The 16,923-nt window shown below is 65.4% G+C and carries 17 protein-coding genes; 9 read left to right on the forward strand and 8 right to left on the reverse strand.

The genetic code is table 11. From position 1 onward, the window contains the following. Positions 1-157: 157 nt before the first annotated feature. From PU724_RS18580 to PU724_RS18590, 3 genes are all read right to left on the reverse strand, one after another. Positions 158-820, reverse strand: a complete 663-nt coding sequence (locus tag PU724_RS18580; protein ID WP_354420394.1) for a UdgX family uracil-DNA binding protein — start codon at positions 818-820, stop codon at positions 158-160. 53 nt (positions 821-873) lie between these two features. Beyond that, positions 874-2,259, reverse strand: a complete 1,386-nt coding sequence (locus tag PU724_RS18585; protein WP_127309665.1) for a glutamine synthetase family protein — start codon at positions 2,257-2,259, stop codon at positions 874-876. A gap of 88 nt (positions 2,260-2,347) precedes the next feature. Beyond that, complete coding sequence (locus PU724_RS18590) at positions 2,348-3,730, reverse strand: aspartate aminotransferase family protein (protein ID WP_354420395.1); 1,383 nt, start codon at positions 3,728-3,730, stop codon at positions 2,348-2,350. 156 nt (positions 3,731-3,886) lie between these two features. Between PU724_RS18590 and PU724_RS18595 the strand changes: the two genes are divergently transcribed. Further along, a complete protein-coding gene (locus PU724_RS18595; RefSeq protein ID WP_292100651.1) occupies positions 3,887-4,339 on the forward strand; it encodes a hypothetical protein in 453 nt (150 codons plus the stop codon). A 6-nt stretch (positions 4,340-4,345) separates the two neighbouring features. Here PU724_RS18595 and PU724_RS18600 read toward each other — a convergent pair whose 3' ends face one another. Both PU724_RS18600 and PU724_RS18605 read right to left on the reverse strand, forming a co-directional pair. Next, a complete protein-coding gene (locus tag PU724_RS18600; protein WP_354420396.1) occupies positions 4,346-5,320 on the reverse strand; it encodes a WD40 repeat domain-containing protein in 975 nt (324 codons plus the stop codon). Between the two features lie 347 nt (positions 5,321-5,667). Then, a complete protein-coding gene (locus tag PU724_RS18605; RefSeq protein WP_354420397.1) occupies positions 5,668-6,726 on the reverse strand; it encodes a CobW family GTP-binding protein in 1,059 nt (352 codons plus the stop codon). A gap of 136 nt (positions 6,727-6,862) precedes the next feature. On the opposite strand from PU724_RS18605, the gene PU724_RS18610 reads away from it, so the two are divergent. Further along, positions 6,863-7,594, forward strand: coding sequence for an intradiol ring-cleavage dioxygenase (locus tag PU724_RS18610; protein WP_354420398.1), 732 nt, complete (start codon positions 6,863-6,865; stop codon positions 7,592-7,594). A gap of 221 nt (positions 7,595-7,815) precedes the next feature. Next, positions 7,816-8,286, forward strand: a complete 471-nt coding sequence (locus PU724_RS18615) for a MarR family winged helix-turn-helix transcriptional regulator (RefSeq protein ID WP_127392660.1) — start codon at positions 7,816-7,818, stop codon at positions 8,284-8,286. A 279-nt stretch (positions 8,287-8,565) separates the two neighbouring features. Here PU724_RS18615 and PU724_RS18620 read toward each other — a convergent pair whose 3' ends face one another. Continuing rightward, positions 8,566-9,471 carry an AraC family transcriptional regulator gene (locus PU724_RS18620; protein ID WP_354420399.1) on the reverse strand — a complete coding sequence of 302 codons (906 nt, stop codon included), beginning with the start codon at positions 9,469-9,471 and terminating at the stop codon, positions 8,566-8,568. A 49-nt stretch (positions 9,472-9,520) separates the two neighbouring features. Between PU724_RS18620 and PU724_RS18625 the strand changes: the two genes are divergently transcribed. From PU724_RS18625 to PU724_RS18645, 5 genes are all read left to right on the forward strand, one after another. Continuing rightward, positions 9,521-9,928: a DUF2000 family protein gene (locus tag PU724_RS18625; protein WP_127285867.1), complete on the forward strand. Its 408-nt coding sequence runs from the start codon at positions 9,521-9,523 to the stop codon at positions 9,926-9,928. Between the two features lie 194 nt (positions 9,929-10,122). Beyond that, entirely contained in the window at positions 10,123-11,007 is an 885-nt protein-coding gene (locus tag PU724_RS18630; RefSeq protein ID WP_292170635.1) for a DMT family transporter, read from the forward strand. Positions 11,008-11,073: 66 nt separating this feature from the next. Continuing rightward, entirely contained in the window at positions 11,074-12,096 is a 1,023-nt protein-coding gene (locus tag PU724_RS18635; RefSeq protein ID WP_127285869.1) for a LacI family DNA-binding transcriptional regulator, read from the forward strand. Then, a complete protein-coding gene (locus PU724_RS18640; RefSeq protein ID WP_354420400.1) occupies positions 12,093-13,103 on the forward strand; it encodes a 2-hydroxyacid dehydrogenase in 1,011 nt (336 codons plus the stop codon). Before PU724_RS18635 ends, PU724_RS18640 begins: the two co-directional genes overlap by 4 nt. Positions 13,104-13,213: 110 nt before the next feature. Beyond that, positions 13,214-13,597 (forward strand): hypothetical protein, encoded by a 384-nt coding sequence (locus tag PU724_RS18645; RefSeq protein WP_292170615.1) that lies wholly within the window; start codon positions 13,214-13,216, stop codon positions 13,595-13,597. Between the two features lie 12 nt (positions 13,598-13,609). On the opposite strand, the gene PU724_RS18650 is transcribed toward PU724_RS18645, so the two are convergent. Further along, a complete protein-coding gene (locus tag PU724_RS18650) occupies positions 13,610-14,383 on the reverse strand; it encodes a gamma-glutamyl-gamma-aminobutyrate hydrolase family protein (RefSeq protein WP_127309655.1) in 774 nt (257 codons plus the stop codon). A gap of 292 nt (positions 14,384-14,675) precedes the next feature. Here PU724_RS18650 and PU724_RS18655 point away from each other — a divergent pair, with 292 nt between their 5' ends. Next, the gene (locus tag PU724_RS18655; protein WP_127287189.1) at positions 14,676-15,785 is read left to right on the forward strand and encodes a TRAP transporter substrate-binding protein; all 1,110 of its coding nucleotides are present in this window, start codon (positions 14,676-14,678) and stop codon (positions 15,783-15,785) included. Between the two features lie 114 nt (positions 15,786-15,899). On the opposite strand, the gene PU724_RS18660 is transcribed toward PU724_RS18655, so the two are convergent. After that, positions 15,900-16,922, reverse strand: a complete 1,023-nt coding sequence (locus tag PU724_RS18660) for a zinc-dependent alcohol dehydrogenase family protein (RefSeq protein WP_354420401.1) — start codon at positions 16,920-16,922, stop codon at positions 15,900-15,902. Position 16,923: the final 1 nt, after the last annotated feature.

Here is a 16,923-nt window from a genome sequence, read left to right on the forward strand (position 1 = left end):
CTATATCGGTGGTTGGCGAAATCATGCGCGGCAGCGTCTCTCTCCCCGTCACTATACGGGGAGAAATGCCCGGTAGGGCAATGAGGGGCGGCGCGAACTTGTCGATGCTTGTTAATCAATGTTGAGGGCATCCGAAGAGGCAACCGAACATAATTGATCAGGCCGCCATCAGCCGCTTCACTTCTCTCATATCCTTGAGGAACCGTTCCCGCTCGGCTTGCTTGTCCGCCTGTTCGCGGATGCGCAGGATGAAGGAGGGATGGATGGTGATGAAGATGCGCAGGCCGTCCTCGCGCTCGATCACCTCGCCGCGCATTTTAGTCACCGGCACGGCCTTGCCGAGCAGCGACTGCGCCGCCGTGGCGCCGAGCGCCACCACCAGATTTGGCTTGATCAGATCGAGTTCACTGTCCAGCCACCAGCGGCAGGCCTGGACCTCGCCGGCATTCGGCTTGGAATGGATTCGGCGCTTGCCGCGCGGCTCGAACTTGAAGTGTTTGACGGCGTTGGTGACGTAGACCTTCTGCCGCTCGAAATCGGCATCCTCTAGCGTGGCGTCGAAGATCCTTCCGGCCGGACCGACGAACGGTTTGCCGGTCAGATCCTCCTGGTCGCCCGGCTGCTCGCCGACGAACACAACCTCGGCGCTGTCCGGTCCTTCGCCGAAGACGGTCTGCGTCGCATTGCGCCAGAGCGGGCAACGGCGACAGGCTTTCGCCGCCTCGCGCAAGTCGCCGATCGACGCCTTCTCGCCGGGTGTCGGCTCGATATCGTCCGAACCGCGCCTGGCCGGTGCCTTTGCCTGGGACGTTGCGGCCATCCTGTGCCTCATCCATTTCAGGGTGAAATGGACCGGGCGGGCTATGGTTCCGCTCAGACCTCGTGCAGATAGAGGTGGTAGTCGAGCTCGCTGACGGTGCGGGCGACGCGCAGATATTCGGCCTGCTTGATGGCGACGAAGGTCTTGTGCAGGTCGGCGCCGAGCGCTTCCTTCAGAAAGCTCGATGCCCTCGCCGCCTCGATTGCGGCGCGCCAGTCCACCGGCATGGCGCTGTGCCCGGCCGCCTGCTCATAGCCGTTGCCGGTGGTTTCCGGCCCGGGATCGAGGCCTTCGTCGAGCCCCCTGGAGACACCGGCCAGCACCGTCGCCGCCACCAGATAGGGATTGGCGTCGACGCCCGACGGCCGATGCTCGATGCGCCGGTTCCTGGCGTCGCCCGCAGGCACACGCAGCGCCACCGAACGGTTGTTGACGCCCCAGGTCGGCGCCACCGGCGCGTAGGATTGCGAGACGAAGCGGCGCCAGGAATTGGCGTGCGGCGCAAACACCAGCATCGATTCCGCCATGGTCTGGATCAGGCCGCCGAGGGCGCTCAGCAGTTTCGGCGACCATTTTTCGCCTTCGGCCTCGGCGAAGACGTTCGTGCCGGCATCGTCCTGCAGGGAGACGTGGAAATGCATGCCGGAACCGGCATATTTCTCGATCGGCTTGGCCATGAAGCAGGCGGTGACGCCGTGGCGGCGCGCCTGTGCCCTGACCAGCCGCTTCAGCATGACGAGGTCGTCTGCCGCCCGCATCACGTCCTTGCGGTAGTTCAGCGTCAGCTCGTACTGGCCCGGCGCATATTCGGAAATCACCGTCTCGGCCGGAATGCCTTGTACCCTGGCGGCGGCATAGATGTCGGAAAACAGCGGCTCCATGCCGTGCAAATGGTCAACCGAATAGACCTCGGTCTTGGCCGAGCGGCGCCCGTCGAGAACGGCATGCGCCGGCTGCACCTTGCCGTCGGCATCGCGCTCATTGGCGAGAAGAAAAAATTCGAGCTCGAAGGCGCCGGCCGGATGCAGGCCCTTGGCCGCCAGACGCTCGACCTGCCGCTTGAGCGCCAGACGGGGATCGGAGCTCATCGGCTGGCCGTCGAGATGGTACATCGCCATCAGCACCTGGCCGCGCGGCGGGCTGGTGCCGTGCAGCGGCACCAGCGTGCCGGGGATCGGCCATGCGCGGAGGTCGCCGTCGCCGGTGTCCCAGACCAGGCCGGTCTCGTGCACATCCTCGCCGGTGATGTCGAGGCCGAGGATCGAGATCGGCAGGTGCCGGCCGCCCTCGAAAATGCCCATCAACTCGTGCCGGCGCACGATCTTGCCGCGGCCGATGCCATTGGCGTCGGTCAAGACGATGTCGAAAGCCTCGATTTCCGGATGGGTGTCGAGAAAGGCTTTCGCCTCGGTGGGCGTCGAGCCCGAAGGTGAAGTCATGATGGAACTCTGCTTTGGCTGGCCGCCGATCTTCCAGCCGCTTGTCTCATGCCACTTGTCTCATGCCACTTGTCTCATGCCGCTTGTCTCATGCCGCTAGCCTTGCCGCAACGGCGGCGAAAGCGGCGATCAGCCGGTTGACCTGGGCCGCCGTCGTGGCCGGCGAGATCAGCATCATGTTGTGGAAGGGCGCGATCAGCACGCCCTGGTTGACCAGCGCGACATGGACGGCGGCTTCCAGCTCCGGCGCATGCGCCGCCTCCGCCTCGCCGCCGTTGCGCAGTGGGCCCGGCGCGCAGATGAATTCGACGCGGGCGCCGACGCGGGCGACATGCCAGGGCAGACGGCAGCGGTCGATGACGGCGGTCAGCCCGGCATCGAGCCGCCGCGCCAGCCGGTCCATGCGGGCATAGGCCGCCTCGGTCATCACCTGTTCGAGGGCCGCGCGCATCGTGGCGAACTGCAGCGGATTGGCCGACAGCGTCGTGCCCATGCCGGAATAGCCGGGTTCCTTGGTCCGGTTGTAGGCGGCGTAGCGGCTGGCGACCTCGTCGCTCAGGCCCCAGACGCTCGCCGGCACGCCGCCGGCCACCGGCTTGCCGAGGACGAAGAGATCGGGCTCCAGCCCGTACTTCTTGGTGTAGCCGCCGGGACCGGTGGAGATGGTGTGCGTCTCGTCGATCAAAAGCAGCGTGCCGGCGGCGCGGGTGAGGCGCCGCAGCGCGTCGTGGAAGCCCGGCTCGGGCAGCACCATACAGGAGTTGGTCAGCACCGGCTCGGTGATGACGCAGGCGACATCCCTGTCGGCGAGCGCCGCTTCCAGCGCGGCGATGTCGTTGAATTCCACGATCTTCGTTGCCCGCGTCAGGTCGCGGAACTCGCCCGCCAGGCCCGGCCGGTTCACCGGCTTGCCGTCAACCAGCCGCACCATCGTCTCATCGACCGAGCCGTGATAGCAGCCGTTGAAGACCAGTATCTTCTCGCGCCCAGTCACCGCGCGGGCGACGCGCAGCGCAAAACGGTTGGCGTCGGTCGCGGTGGTGGCGATCTGCCAGAACGGCAGCCCGAAACGCTCCTGGAGCAGCGGGCCGATGGCAAGGGCATCCTCGCTCGGCAGCATATAGGTCAGACCGCGCCCGGACTGGCGGCGGATGGCGCGGGCGACCGGCGGCGGAGAATGGCCGAACATCGAACCGGTGTCGCCGAGGCAGAAATCGTCGAGCCGGTTGCCGTCGATATCGGTGATGGTGGCGCCCCTGGCGCTGTCGACAAGGATCGGAAACGGCGTCGGCCAATCGTTCATCCAATGCATCGGCACGCCGCCGAAAAAGCCGGGCAGACCGTTGCCGGCCTTGGCCTCGGATTTCGGCCGTGCCTTGCGGAAAACCTCAGCCTCCGTGTCGCGCAGCATGGCAATACGGTCGCGGCTGATGCCGCCGATCGACGTCTTTGAATGGCTGGTTGAATGCATGACGGCCCCTCTCGCCGTTCACTGTAGACAATCGCCGTCTCAAACCGCAATTGGCCGCCTGCTTGCCGTGCATTGGTTCAGCGGCGGCCGGCTGGCGCTTGACCTCGAGGCAAAGCCCGGCATCAATAAGGCGTGGCTTGGTTCTGGGGGAGAAAAATGCGGGCGATCATTTGCACTGCGACATTGCTTCTGTCGGCTGGCTCGGCCCTTGCGAGCGGCGGCATCTGGTGCTCCGCCGAGGATGCGGGGGCAATATTCCAGGTCGAAGCCGGCGTCACCAGGGGCATGGGCGGCCCGACGTTCAATTTTCGCGGCGATCTCGAAATTCTCGGCAGGCCTGCCGGCGACAGCCTGCGCAAGACCGTCTTCGAGGATTCCAACCTGACGCAGTACTGGCTCGACGGCGAGGAATTGCGGCTGAACATCTATCGCGAGCACGAAGTCGCTGAACGTATCAACTCGGTCGAACTGACGATCCTGACCAAGACCAGCGACGAAGGCGTCTATGACGGGCGCTATACGCTCGCCATCTACGACGCCGCGGCGGATACGGACCAGGACGGCAAGCCGGTTGAAGTCAAAGGCAAAGTGTCCTGCGGGGCTGAATAGCCGCGGCTATGCGGAAATATCGATGACGCCGCAGTCGCCGGCGGCGCTGCCGAAGACGACGCGGCGCTCTTGCCTGTCCCACATCATCGCGGTGATGGCGCCCTTGCCCGGGCGGCGCAGCAGCACTTCCTTGGCGTCGGCGAAGCGCACCGCCATCACCATGCCGTCGTCATAGCCGATCGCCACCACATCCTGGCTCGGATGGCAGGCGACCGTGGTCACCATGGCGTTGCCGCGCGTGCCGAGTTCCAGCGGCGCCTTGCCCATCGGGCCGTCCTTGCCGGTAAACGGCCAGACGATCGCCGCCGGCGCGCCCGAGCTCGCCAGCCATTTGCCCTTCGGCGCCCATGACAGGCTTTTAACCTTTGCCGGATAGCCGCTCATGCGCATGTGCTTGGCGTCGGCGAGCTTCCAGCCGTGCAGCGCGTTTTCCTGCATCGTGGTGACGAGGAAGGCGCCGTCCGGCGAGAAGGTGATGCCGGTATGGGCGCCGGCCCATTCGAGCTCCACTGGCTTGCCCTCGGCGGCGGGGAAATGCAGCGTCGCGCCATTGTAGCGGGCGACGCCGAAGCGCATGCCCTTGGGCGAGAAGGCAAGTCCCTCGACCGAGCGCGGGTGTGCGAATTCCTTGGTCCTGCCGTCGGCGAAGCGCACGAAGGCGGTCTTGCCCGAAGCAAAGGCAATCGCGCCCTGCGGGCCGGCGGCGATGCTGGTGATCCATTTCCTGCCGGCGCTCGCCAGTTCCTCAACGTTGCCGCCCGCGGTGATCGAAAAGACCTTGCCGTCCTCGCCGCCGGTGATCAGCCGGTCATTGGCGGCATCGTGAAAGGAGGCAAGCAGTCCGTCATTGGCCTGAACGGTCTTATGGCCGTTGTCGAGGCGGTGGATTGTGCCATCGGCGAGCGCGAAATGCGGCACATCGCCGAGGAAGACGGCGGCGACGCAATGGCCTTCGAGATCAAGCGGGGCGACAGTGGGCATGGCTATCTTTGTCTGGTGAAAGTGCAGAAGGCGGCTTACTCGACGTTTGTACGTCCGGCAACCATGAGGGGGATATTCGCCAGCGATGGCGCCGCCCCTCATTGTCCTGCCGGACATTTCTCCCCGTATAGTGACGGGGAGAAAGAGGGCTGTCGCGGATGATCTCGCCAATCTTCAGCGCTACAGAATAGGCGTCGACATCGCGGCCAGCCTTCTTCTCCCCGTCACAATACGGGGAGAAGGTGCCGGCAGGCGGATGAGGGGCGGCGCCAACGGTTGGAAATTGTCGCTACAGAATGCTTGGCAGTGCTTCGATCGCCCTAAGCAGCCTGTCCTCTCCCGAACGTTCAAGCCGCCTGGCAGGCCTCGAAGCTCTTGCGCAGCCGCTCGGCGTCGAGCTCGCGGCCGATGAAGACCAGCCGGCTCTCGTGCTTCTCGCCATCCCTCCAGGCGCGCTGGTGATCGCCCTCGATGATCATGTGGACGCCCTGGATGACATAGCGCTCATCGTCGCCTTTCAGCGCGATGATGCCTTTCAGCCGCAGGATGTTGGGGCCTTCCATCTGGGTGATCTTCTCGATCCACGGGAAGAACTTCTTCGGGTCCATCTCGCCGCCGCGCAGCGACACCGACTGCACCGTCACGTCATGGATATCGGAAGGATGCGCGTGATCGTGGTCATGATCATGGTGATGGTGATCATGGTCATGATCGTGGTGGTCATGATCGTGGTGATCGTGATCATGGTCGTGCGCTTCGAGGAAATGCGGGTCGTTCTCCAGCGCGCGGGCAAGGTCGAAGGCGCCGCGATCGAGCACCTCGGCCAGCGCGACACCGGCGCGCGTGGTACGGTGGATCCGGGCCGACGGGTTGATGGCGCGGATCGTCGCCTCGACCTTGGCGAGTTCGTCCGGCGTGACGAGGTCGGTCTTGTTGAGCACCACCACGTCGGCGAAGGCGATCTGGTCCTCGGCTTCCTTGGAATCCTTCAGCCTGAGCGGCAGGTGCTTGGCGTCGACCAGCGCCACCACGGCGTCGAGCTTGGTCTTGGAACGCACATCGTCGTCCATGAAGAAGGTCTGCGCCACCGGCACCGGATCGGCGAGGCCCGTGGTCTCGACGACGATGGCGTCGAAGCGGCCGGGACGGCGCATCAGGCCCTCGACGACGCGGATCAGGTCGCCGCGCACCGTGCAGCAGACGCAGCCATTGTTCATCTCGTAGATTTCCTCGTCGGATTCCACGATCAGGTCGTTGTCGATGCCGATCTCGCCGAACTCGTTGACGATGACGGCATAGCGCCTGCCGTGGTTCTCCGACAGGATGCGGTTGAGCAGGGTCGTCTTGCCGGCGCCGAGGTAGCCGGTCAGCACGGTTACGGGGATCTGCGTCTGCGCTTGGCTCATGTCTTGCCTCGAAAAGTCTTCCTGCCTCGGCAAATCCGGGCTTCGAAAAGGGGAGTGTCGGCTCCATATAGGGTGTGTGCCACGCATTTGCACGCGGCAAACCGATGGGCCAGGCAGCAGGCCGGAAAGGCGCCAGATGTCCGACAAGCGAGCTTCCTTGCCAATCTCCCGGCGCCGGGCGCTCGGCCTGATTGCCGTCACCGCCGGCGGCGGCAGCTTTATGCCGTCCACCGCGCCAGCAGCGCAGGTTTCGTCCTATGCCGGGCTTGCCCTTTTCGATGCCGGCGGCGGCGTTTGCGCCATCACGCCCGAGGCGACCGAGGGGCCGTTCTATTTCGACCCGAAACTCGAACGTGCCGACATCGCCGAGGGAAAGAGCGGGGTCGGCCTCACCGTAAAGCTGCAGGTGGTCGATGCCACCTGCCGGCCGCTGGCAGGGGCGCGCGTCGATGTCTGGCATAGCGACGCGCAAGGCCATTATTCCGGCTATCCGGGCCAGGGCGACGGCCAGGATGTCGACACGTCAGGCCAGACTTTCCTGCGCGGCTGGCAGAAGACGGACGAAAGCGGCATCGTGTCCTTCGCCACCATCTATCCCGGGTGGTATCGCGGCCGCACCACCCATATCCACTTCAAGATCTTCCTGGACGACAGCTCGACGATGACCGGCCAGCTGTTCTTCCCCGACGCGCTCAGCGATCAGATCTTTGCGACCGTGCCGCCCTATGCAGAGCGCGCCGGCAAGCGCGACACGTCGAATGCGCGGGACGGCATCGCGAGACGCGCGGGACCGCTGTTGCAGGCGGCCTTGCGCGAGGCGGCGGACGCCTACCAGGCGCTGCTTGTCGTCGCGGTGAAGTCCGGCTGAGGCTCGGTTTTGCACGCCTCGACGCGCCCGCCGGAAAGCCTTCCCCAAGGGGAAAAGTCGTTTGTCATCTAACTGAAATAAACATCTGGCATCACCTCGGCGGACATCGCAATGCTTGCCGGCAAAGCTGTTCTGCAAGCCGGATTCTTTTTGATCGTCGATTGCCAACCGGCAGGCAGCCTCTATGCTGTCGGCACCGGTTCGGCCGAAGAGGGATGACCATGGCCAAGGCGGACAAGACAGCGACAATGAGCCGGCTGCATTCGGCGGCGCGACTGGCGCGCACGGCGCTCGCCGCGCGTCTTCTGGCGCATGGTTTCTATGCCGGGCAGGACCAGATCATGCTGGCGCTCGACCGCGAGGACGGCCAGACGCCCGGCAACCTTGCCGGCCGCCTGGGGGTGCGCCCACCGACCATCACCAAGACCATCAACCGGTTGCAGGCGCAGGGTTTTCTCGAAAAGCGCGCCTCCAACGCCGATGCCCGCCAGGCCCACATCTTCCTCACCGATACCGGCCGCGACATCATCCACGCCATCGAGAAGTCGGTGAAGAAGACCGAGAAGCAGGCGCTGAAGGGCCTCGACAAGAAGGACCAGAAGGCGCTGTTCAAACTGCTCGCCCGGGTCGAAGCCAATCTTTCGAACGAAGATCTGGTGCTCATCGACGACGACGCCGAGCTGGATGATTAACGAGCGACGCGTCAGCGTCGACTCGCAGCGACGCGTAAGCTCGACGCGAAGCGTCGTCGCATTGCGCCAGCGTTGCCCTTTAACCAGCGACGCGGTGAGCATGGTCGCTTCAAGTAGCACCCAAGCATCGGCGGCTTAGCGGAAAGGGCGACGACGCTGCGCGTCGCGCCTGAGAGCTATCATCACAGGGCGTCTCGCGGTTGAGCGACGACGCTGCGCGTCGCGCTTACGGAACAATGCCAACGTGGATGTGTGGAGCGACGACGCTGCGCGTCGCGCTTACGGAACAATGCCAACGTGGGTGTGTGGAGCGACGACGCTGCGCGTCGCGCTTTGCACCAAGCTCGACCAACGCCCGGGCGTTAGCCCGAACGCCTTCTTGAAATGTCGGTTGAAATGGCTCTGGTCGCTGAAGCCGGCGGCAACGGCGATTTCGGCCAGCGGCTCACCCACCTCGATCATCCGGCGCGCCCGCTGCAGCCGGCGCATCACGAGGAAGCGATGCGGGCTGGTGGCGTAAGTGGCGCGAAAATGGCGCGAGAGCGCGTAGCGGTCGAGGCCGGTAACGGCTTCCAGCTCACCTGACCGCACCGGCCGTCCGGCATTCTCCTCGAGATAATCGCGCGCAAGTGCTGCGGCGCGCCACGCCGTCTTTCCCATCGGCTTCGCCGGCTGCCCGGCATGTCGACCGAGGTTCCGCGCCAGCCGGGCGACGAAATCGGCGACGAACAGCTCGTCCAATTCTTCCTCCAGCGGCGCCAGCGCCGACAGCAGCGTGCCGCGCAGCGCCGGGTCGCTCACCACCGCATCCTCGACGAAAGGCAACGGCGCGCCGTCCAGGCAATCGATGAGCAGCGACGGTTCGAGATACAGGATCCTGTAGCGCAGTCCGTCCTCCGTGCCGGCGCCGCCATCGTGCAACTCGTCGGGATGCAGCACGATCACCTGGCCGGGCAGGCTGTGCCGCAGCGCGCCACGATAGCGGAAGCGCTGGACGCCATGCAGCGTGACGCCGATGGCATAGGTGTCGTGGCGGTGCAATTCGAAGGCATTGCCGTGGAAGCGCGCCTCGATGCGCTCGATGCCGGTGCCGGCCGGCGCCGACACGATACGGTCCCCGGTGACCTCGCCCGAGCACGAACGTTCAAGACCCTGCACAGGCTCCGCGGCTAGATCGTGTGGCATCGCTTCATCCAGGCCTGTCACAGGCCGTCTCCCGGAGACTTGAATCTTGGTGTTCGATACGAAATTTGCAATCGTGCTCAGGGACGATCTCGCCGTCTGGCAAAAGCTCAACGTCACCGCCTTCCTCACCAGCGGCATCGTCGCCCAGTTCCCGGAGATCATCGGCGAGCCCTACCGCGACCGTGCCGGCAACATCTACAACCCGCTGTCGATCCAGCCGGTGATCGTGCTGTCGGCGGACGGACCGACGCTGAATGCGATCCATCGCCGGGCGCTGGAGCGCGGCGTGACGACATCGGCCTATGTCGAGGAGATGTTTTCGACCGGGCACGACGCCGCCAACCGCGCCGTCTTCGCCGAATTCGCGCCCGATGACGCCAGGGTCGTCGGCATCGCGCTGCGTGCCGAGAAGAAGCTCGTCGACAAGATCGTCAAGGGCGCCCGCATGCAGTCATGATTGAAGCCAGCAGGCGCTGGTCCACAGAGCGCCTGGACTGAGCCTGTCCGGGGACGCTTGTTGGGCCAGTCGCTTTTGGCTTGCCGGCCAGCGGCGATTGCCGCAAAAGGTGGCGTCTACCTTTCCTCGGCCCGACTTTGAGCAGTCCCAAAAATCAAGACGACAGCGCAACGCCGCCGGCGGCGATGCTGCTGATGCTGTGCGTGTACGTCTGCTTCACCTTTCTCGACACCAGCAGCAAGTATCTGGTGCTGGCCGGCGTGTCGGCGCTGATCGTCGCCTGGGCTCGCTTCGTCGTTCATGTGCTGCTTGTCGGCGTCTTCCTGCGCGGCTGGCGCGAGCCGTCGCGTTTTCGCGCCAGGAATCTGACCGCGCATATCCTGCGCGGCGCCTTCCTGTTCGGCTCGACCATGAGCAACATTTTCGCGCTGCGAACCCTGCAACTGGCGGAGACAACATCGATCTACTTCTTCGGCCCGATGGTGATCACCGCGCTTGCCGGTCCGTTGCTCGGCGAGTGGGCGGGCTGGCGGCGCTGGCTGGCGATCCTCACCGGCTTCGTCGGCGTGCTGATCATCACCCGGCCGGGCGTCGGCGTGTTCGGCATCGGCCATCTCTTCGCGCTCGGCTCGATGCTGTCGAACAGCTTCTATGTCATCATGACCCGCCGCATGTCGGCTACGGAAAGCTCGGAAAGCCTGATCCTGTTCTCGGCACTGGCGCCGGCCGTGCTGCTGTTGCCCATGCTGCCGTTCTCAGTGTCGTTGCCGCATGACGCGTGGCACTGGTTGATCCTCCTGATGCTCGGCGTGTTCGGCGCCACCGGCCATTGGCTGCTGGTACAGGCCTATCGCCTGGCGACCACCACGGCGCTCGCCCCCTACCCTTATTCGCAGATGGTGTGGATGATCATTTCCGGCTGGATCATCTTCAACCAGTTTCCCGACCGCTGGACGCTGCTGGGGGCTGCAATCATCGTCGCCAGCGGCCTTTACATCATCCATCGCGAACACCGGCTTCGCCTGCGCAACAGCGCCACGCTGGATGCGGAGGCCGAAGCCCTGGCAAAAAAACTTTGATTTGCCGGGGATCGATGGCATAAGAGCCGCCTTTAAACAGTTTAAATCGGTTCGGGGAGCGAAGGGCTGGCACAGAAGATCAAGCTTTCGACGATCGCGGATGCGCTCGGCGTGTCCACGGCCACGGTGTCGCTGGCGCTGCGCGACAGCCCGCTGGTGGCGGGCAGCACACGCGACCGCATCAAGGAACACGCCCGCGCCATCGGCTATATCTACAATCGCCGCGCCGCCAGCCTGCGCACCTCGCGCTCCGGCATTGTCGGCGTCGTCGTGCACGACATCATGAACCCGTTCTTCGCCGAGATCCTGCGCTCGATCGAAAGCGAACTCGACCGCAGCCGCCAGACCTTCATTCTGTCCAACCACTACGACCAGCTCGAAAAGCAGCGCACCTTCATCGACACGCTGCTGCAGCTCGGCGCCGACGGCGTCATCATGTCGCCGGCCATCGGCACACCAGCCGAGGACATCGTCATGGCCGAGGACAACGGCCTGCCGGCGGTGCTGATCGCGCGCAGCGTCGCCGGGGCCGACGTGCCGGTCTTCCGCGGCGACGACGCCTATGGCACGGCGCTGGCCACCAACCACCTGATCTCGCTCGGCCACAAGCGCATCGCCATGATCGGCGGCACCGACCAGACGTCGACCGGCCGCGACCGCTACCAGGGTTATCTCAACGCCATGGAGGCGGCGGGGCTGGAGGTCAGGCCGTCCTGGCGCATCGCCGGCCCGCGCACCAAACAGGCCGGTTTCGAGGCCGCTGGCCAGTTCTTGGCGCTGAAAGACAAGCCGACCGCCGCCTGCTGCTGGAACGATCTCGTCGCCATCGGACTGATGAACGGCATCGCCCGCGCCGGCCTGGTGCCGGGCGTCGACATCTCGGTCACCGGCTATGACGATCTCGAGGAGGCGGCAATCGCGACACCGGCATTGACGACGGTCTGGAACGGCCAGCGCGAGGTCGGCCGCCGCGCCGCCAGCGCGCTGCTCGACAAGCTGAATGGACAGACGGTGCGGCCGTCGCAGGAACTGATCAAGCCGGAACTGCATGTGCGCCAGTCGACCGGCAAGCCGGTGGAGCGGGCATGACCAAGACCGAACAGCAGCCGGTCGCCATCCTGGTGCCCGGCCATTTCAACGACCATGCCGTCGGCCGCATCGATCGCACGTTCCGGCGGATCGGGATCGAGCGGGCCGATCCGTCGCTGGTCACCGACGAGATGCGCGAGACGGTGCGCGGCATCGCCTGCTTCGGCGGCATCAACGCAGCCCTGATGGACGCACTGCCCCGGCTCGAGATCATCGCGAATTTCGGCGTCGGCTATGATTCGGTCGACGCCCGCCATGCCGGGCAAAACGGCATCATGGTGACCAACACGCCGGACGTGCTGACCGAGGAGGTCGCCGACACCACGATCGGTCTGCTGATCAACACCGTGCGCGAAATGTACGCCGCCGAGAAATGGCTGCGCGACGGCGGCTGGGTGAAGACCGGCCACTACCCGCTGAGCCGGCTCACCTTGCGCGGCCGCAGCGTTGGCATCTTCGGCATGGGCCGCATCGGCCTCGCGGTCGCCCGCCGGCTGGAGGCTTTCGCCCTGCCGGTCTCCTACCACAACCGCCGCAAGGTTGAGGGCCTGCCCTACGGCTACCACGCGACCCTGAAAGGCCTGGCCGAGGCGGTCGACACGCTGATTTGCATCGCGCCGGGCGGCGCCGCGACGGAGAAAGCGATCAATGCCGAGATCCTGTCGGCGCTCGGCCCGAACGGCGTCTTCGTCAACATCGGCCGCGGCAGCACGGTGGACGAGGCTGCGCTTGCCGCCGCCCTTGCCAACGGCACCATCGCCGCCGCCGGACTCGATGTCTTTGCCGACGAACCGAACGTGCCGAGGGCGCTGCTCGAGGCGCCCAATACTTCGCTGCTTCCGCATGTCGGCTCGGCGTCGGAGCACACACGTCGCGCCATGGCGGATCTGTGCGTCGACAATCTCATCTCCTGGTTCAGCGAGCGCCGGCCGCTGACCCCGGTGCCGGAGACGGTTGAGGTATCAAGCCGCGCGGTTGACCCCGGTCGGCCCCGCCATAGTTCTTAGCGAACGGTTAACCATTTGGAATCACTATGCATACTTCGTTATGCATAGGCAGGCCGAATGGTCGGCCAGGTTTGAGGCGCGCCGGCGCGCTCAATGTACGGAGAGACAGGGTGAAAGTGCTTCCCGTTTTGGTGGCGGTTGCCGCGGTGGCGGGTGGCGCCCAGCTCTATCACGCCGGCAGCGGCGAAAGCATCGCCGGCGAAACGGCCCCGTCGAGCACCTACCGATTGACGGCCAATGGCGACGAAGCGGCTTGCGCCGTCCGGCGCGGCGCCGCGGTATCGGGCGGGCTGACGCTGCTGACGGTCGGCCCCAACTGCCGCAAGCTTTTGCCCGGCATTGAGCGGGCGAAATTCTGGCGCGAAGAGGCCGACGGCACGGTGGCCTTCAGCGCGAACGGCATCGATCCGATCGTCACCTTCAGCGTGGCCGATGGCGACGGCTACGAATCCTACGCGCCGGTCACGCCGCTTCTGGCGCTGAACCACGATTGAGGTTGGGCAGACCTACTCCGCCGCCGCGCGGACGCCGGCTTTCGCCGCCGCATGCAGGCGCACGGCATCGCCGAAGGCGCGGAAAATCCTGGCCGAGTTGTCGTCCGACTTGACCCAATATTCGGGATGCCACTGAACGCCGACCGCGAACGCGCGGGCGTCGCGAACCGACACCGCCTCGACCGTCCCGTCGGCGGCGAGCGCCTCGACCTGCAGTTTCGACCCGAGGCGGTCGATTCCCTGGCGATGCAGTGAATTGACCTTGATCTCGCCCGCGCCGAAGACGCCGGCGAGGCAGCTGCCGGGCTTGATCGAAATCGTCTGGTGGATGGCGAAGCGCTCGTCCTGATTGTCGCTCACCGGCGCGCGGTGGTCGAGCGATCCCTCGCGCTCCTGGATCTCGGTGCCCAGCGTTCCGCCCAGCGCCACGTTCAGCTCCTGGATGCCGCGGCAGATGGCGAGCAGCGGCACACCGCGCTCGATCGCCTTGCGGATCAGCGGCAGCGTGGTCGAATCGCGGGCCGGATCGTAGGGGCCGTTCCGCTCGCTGGCATCGCCGCCGTAGAGCGAGGGATGCACATTGGACTTCGAGCCGGTGACCATGACCCCGTCGACCGACGACAAGAGTTCGTCGAAGTCGAGCCGGTCGCCAAAGGACGGCACCAGCAGCGGAAACACGCCGGCGCCGACGAGCGCGGCTTCCAGATATTGCTGCGGGGCAGCATGCCAGGTGTAGTTGTCGAATTGGCGGACGTCGGTCGAGATGGCGACGAGCGGCTGCTGCATTTTGGATCCGGTTTCCGTTGAGAGCTAAGGAACTATTCTGCCTACAAAATAGGCGATCCCAAGGCGCTTTTCCATGACAAGTTTCGGCGCGTCGTATGGGCCACGCCGCTGGCCGTTAGACTATAGTTGCAGGTTCTTGCCCAGGCCCGCGGATTTCCCGGCAATGCAGCTGCCAGGCGCCGCCGCCGCGCTGGACTCGACCTGTCGCCCGTGTATTGTCTCGCCCAGGCCGAGCCGGGGTATCGAGGATTCCCCCGAAAGTTGGTCTGTTGATCCAAAAGGGAGGAACTTCATGGATCGTCGTTCATTCATCCGCAAGGCCGGCGTAACCGGCGTCGGCGCCGCGGCGGCGGCGGCCACGCTTGCCGCTCCGGCAATCGCCCAGTCCAATCCGAAGGTGACGTGGCGGCTGGCGTCGTCCTTCCCGAAGTCGCTCGACACGATCTATGGCGGCGCCGAAGTGTTCTCCAAGATGCTGTCGGAAGCGACCGACGGCAATTTCCAGGTCCAGGTGTTCGCCGCCGGCGAGCTGGTTCCCGGCCTGCAGGCAGCGGATGCGACCGCCGCCGGCACCGTCGAGGCCTGCCATACGGTTGCATACTACTACTGGGGCAAGGACCCGACATGGGCGCTGGGCGCGGCGGTGCCGTTCTCGCTCAACGCGCGCGGCATCAATGCCTGGCACTACCATGGCGGGGGCATCGACCTGTTCAACGAATTCCTCGCCACGCAGGGGCTTTTCGGCCTGCCGGGCGGCAATACCGGCGTGCAGATGGGCGGCTGGTTCCGCAAGCAGATCAACACCGTCGCCGACCTCTCCGGGCTGAAGATGCGCATCGGCGGCTTTGCCGGCAAGGTCGTGGCCAAGCTCGGCGTCGTGCCGCAGCAGATCGCCGGCGGCGACATCTACCCGGCGCTGGAGAAAGGCACCATCGACGCCGCGGAATGGGTCGGCCCCTATGACGACGAGAAGCTCGGCTTCTACAAGGTGGCGCCCTACTACTACTATCCCGGCTGGTGGGAAGGCGGCCCGACCGTCCACCTGATGTTCAACAAGGCCAAGTATGAAGAGCTGCCGGCGTCCTACAAATCGCTGGTGCGGACCGCGGCGCAGGCAACCGACGCCAACATGCTGCAGAAATACGACTTCCTCAATCCGGCGGCGGTGAAGCGGCTGGTGGCCGGCGGCGCCAAGCTGCAGCCGTTCAGCCAGGAGATCATGGCCGCCTGCTTCGAGAAGGCGAACGAGGTTTACGCCGAGATGGAAGCCTCGAACGCGCCGTTCAAGAAGATCTGGGAGTCGATCAAGGGCTTCCGCAAGGAGCACTATCTCTGGGCCCAGGTGGCCGAGTACAATTACGACACCTTCATGATGGTCCAGCAGCGCCAGGGCAAGCTGTAGGCTGGGATTTAGCCCCTTCTCCCCGTCACTATACGGGGAGAAGGTCCCGGCAGGGGGATGAGGGGCGGCGCAGACTTCGGCGATTGTTCACCCCGGGCTTTGCAGGCGCCTTGTTCAGCCTGGCACCACCAGCACCTTGACCTCGCCCGGCGCGGGCGGATTGGCGATCACCGCCGGCGCCTCCTCGAGCGATACCTGTCTCGACATCAGCCGGTCGACCTCGATCGCGCCCGAGGCGATGAGGTCGGCGGCGCGGCCGTGGGTGTAGGGGTTGAGGAAGGAGCCCAGAACCTTCAATTCGCGAAACAGCAGGTCGAAGGGCTCGAACGCCACCTGCATGCCTTGCGGCACGACGCCGACGATGACGACGGTGCCGCCGGCCTTCGCCAGCCGCAACGACTGCTCGACCGTATCGCGCACGCCGGCGCATTCGAACACCACGTCGGCACCGCCCGGCACCAGCCCGTCTGGTCCGGCAATGGCATCGATAACGTCGCCGGCGCCTGGATCGACTGAGGCCGTCGCGCCGAGCTCCTCGGCGAGCGCGCGGCGCGAGGCCTGGCGTGTCGACAGCACGATGGTCTTCGCCCCGGCAAGCCTTGCCAATTGCACGGTGAGCAGGCCGATGACGCCGCCACCCAGCACGACGACCGAGCCGCCCGGCTTGATCGCGGCGAGGTCGACGCCGTGCAGGCAGCACGCCAACGGCTCGCAGAATGCGCCATGCGTCGGCTTGAGGCTCGCCGGCAGAAGGAAGGCCTGCTTCTGCGGCATCACGACATAATCGGCGAAGCCGCCGTCGCGATGAATGCCGATGGCATTGAGATTGCGGCAGAGGTTGACCCGCCCGGCATGGCAATGCGGGCATCGTCCGCAAGCGATGTTGGGATCCCCGGTGACGCGGTCGCCGACGGAGAAGCCGATCACCGACGACCCGACCGCTTCGACGATGCCCGAAAACTCATGCCCGGGCGTTACCGGCGGCTTGCAGGGAAACTCGCCGTGGAAGAGATGGCGATCGGTACCGCAGACGCCGCAGGCCTCGATCCGCACCAGCAGATCGTCCGCACCGGCCGACGGCTTGTCGACCTCGCGCAGCGCTATGCTGCCGACAGCCTCGAGGCGAACCGCTTTCATA

It is taken from the genome of Mesorhizobium abyssinicae (assembly GCF_049887195.1).
GTDB classification, from domain to species: domain Bacteria; phylum Pseudomonadota; class Alphaproteobacteria; order Rhizobiales; family Rhizobiaceae; genus Mesorhizobium; species Mesorhizobium abyssinicae.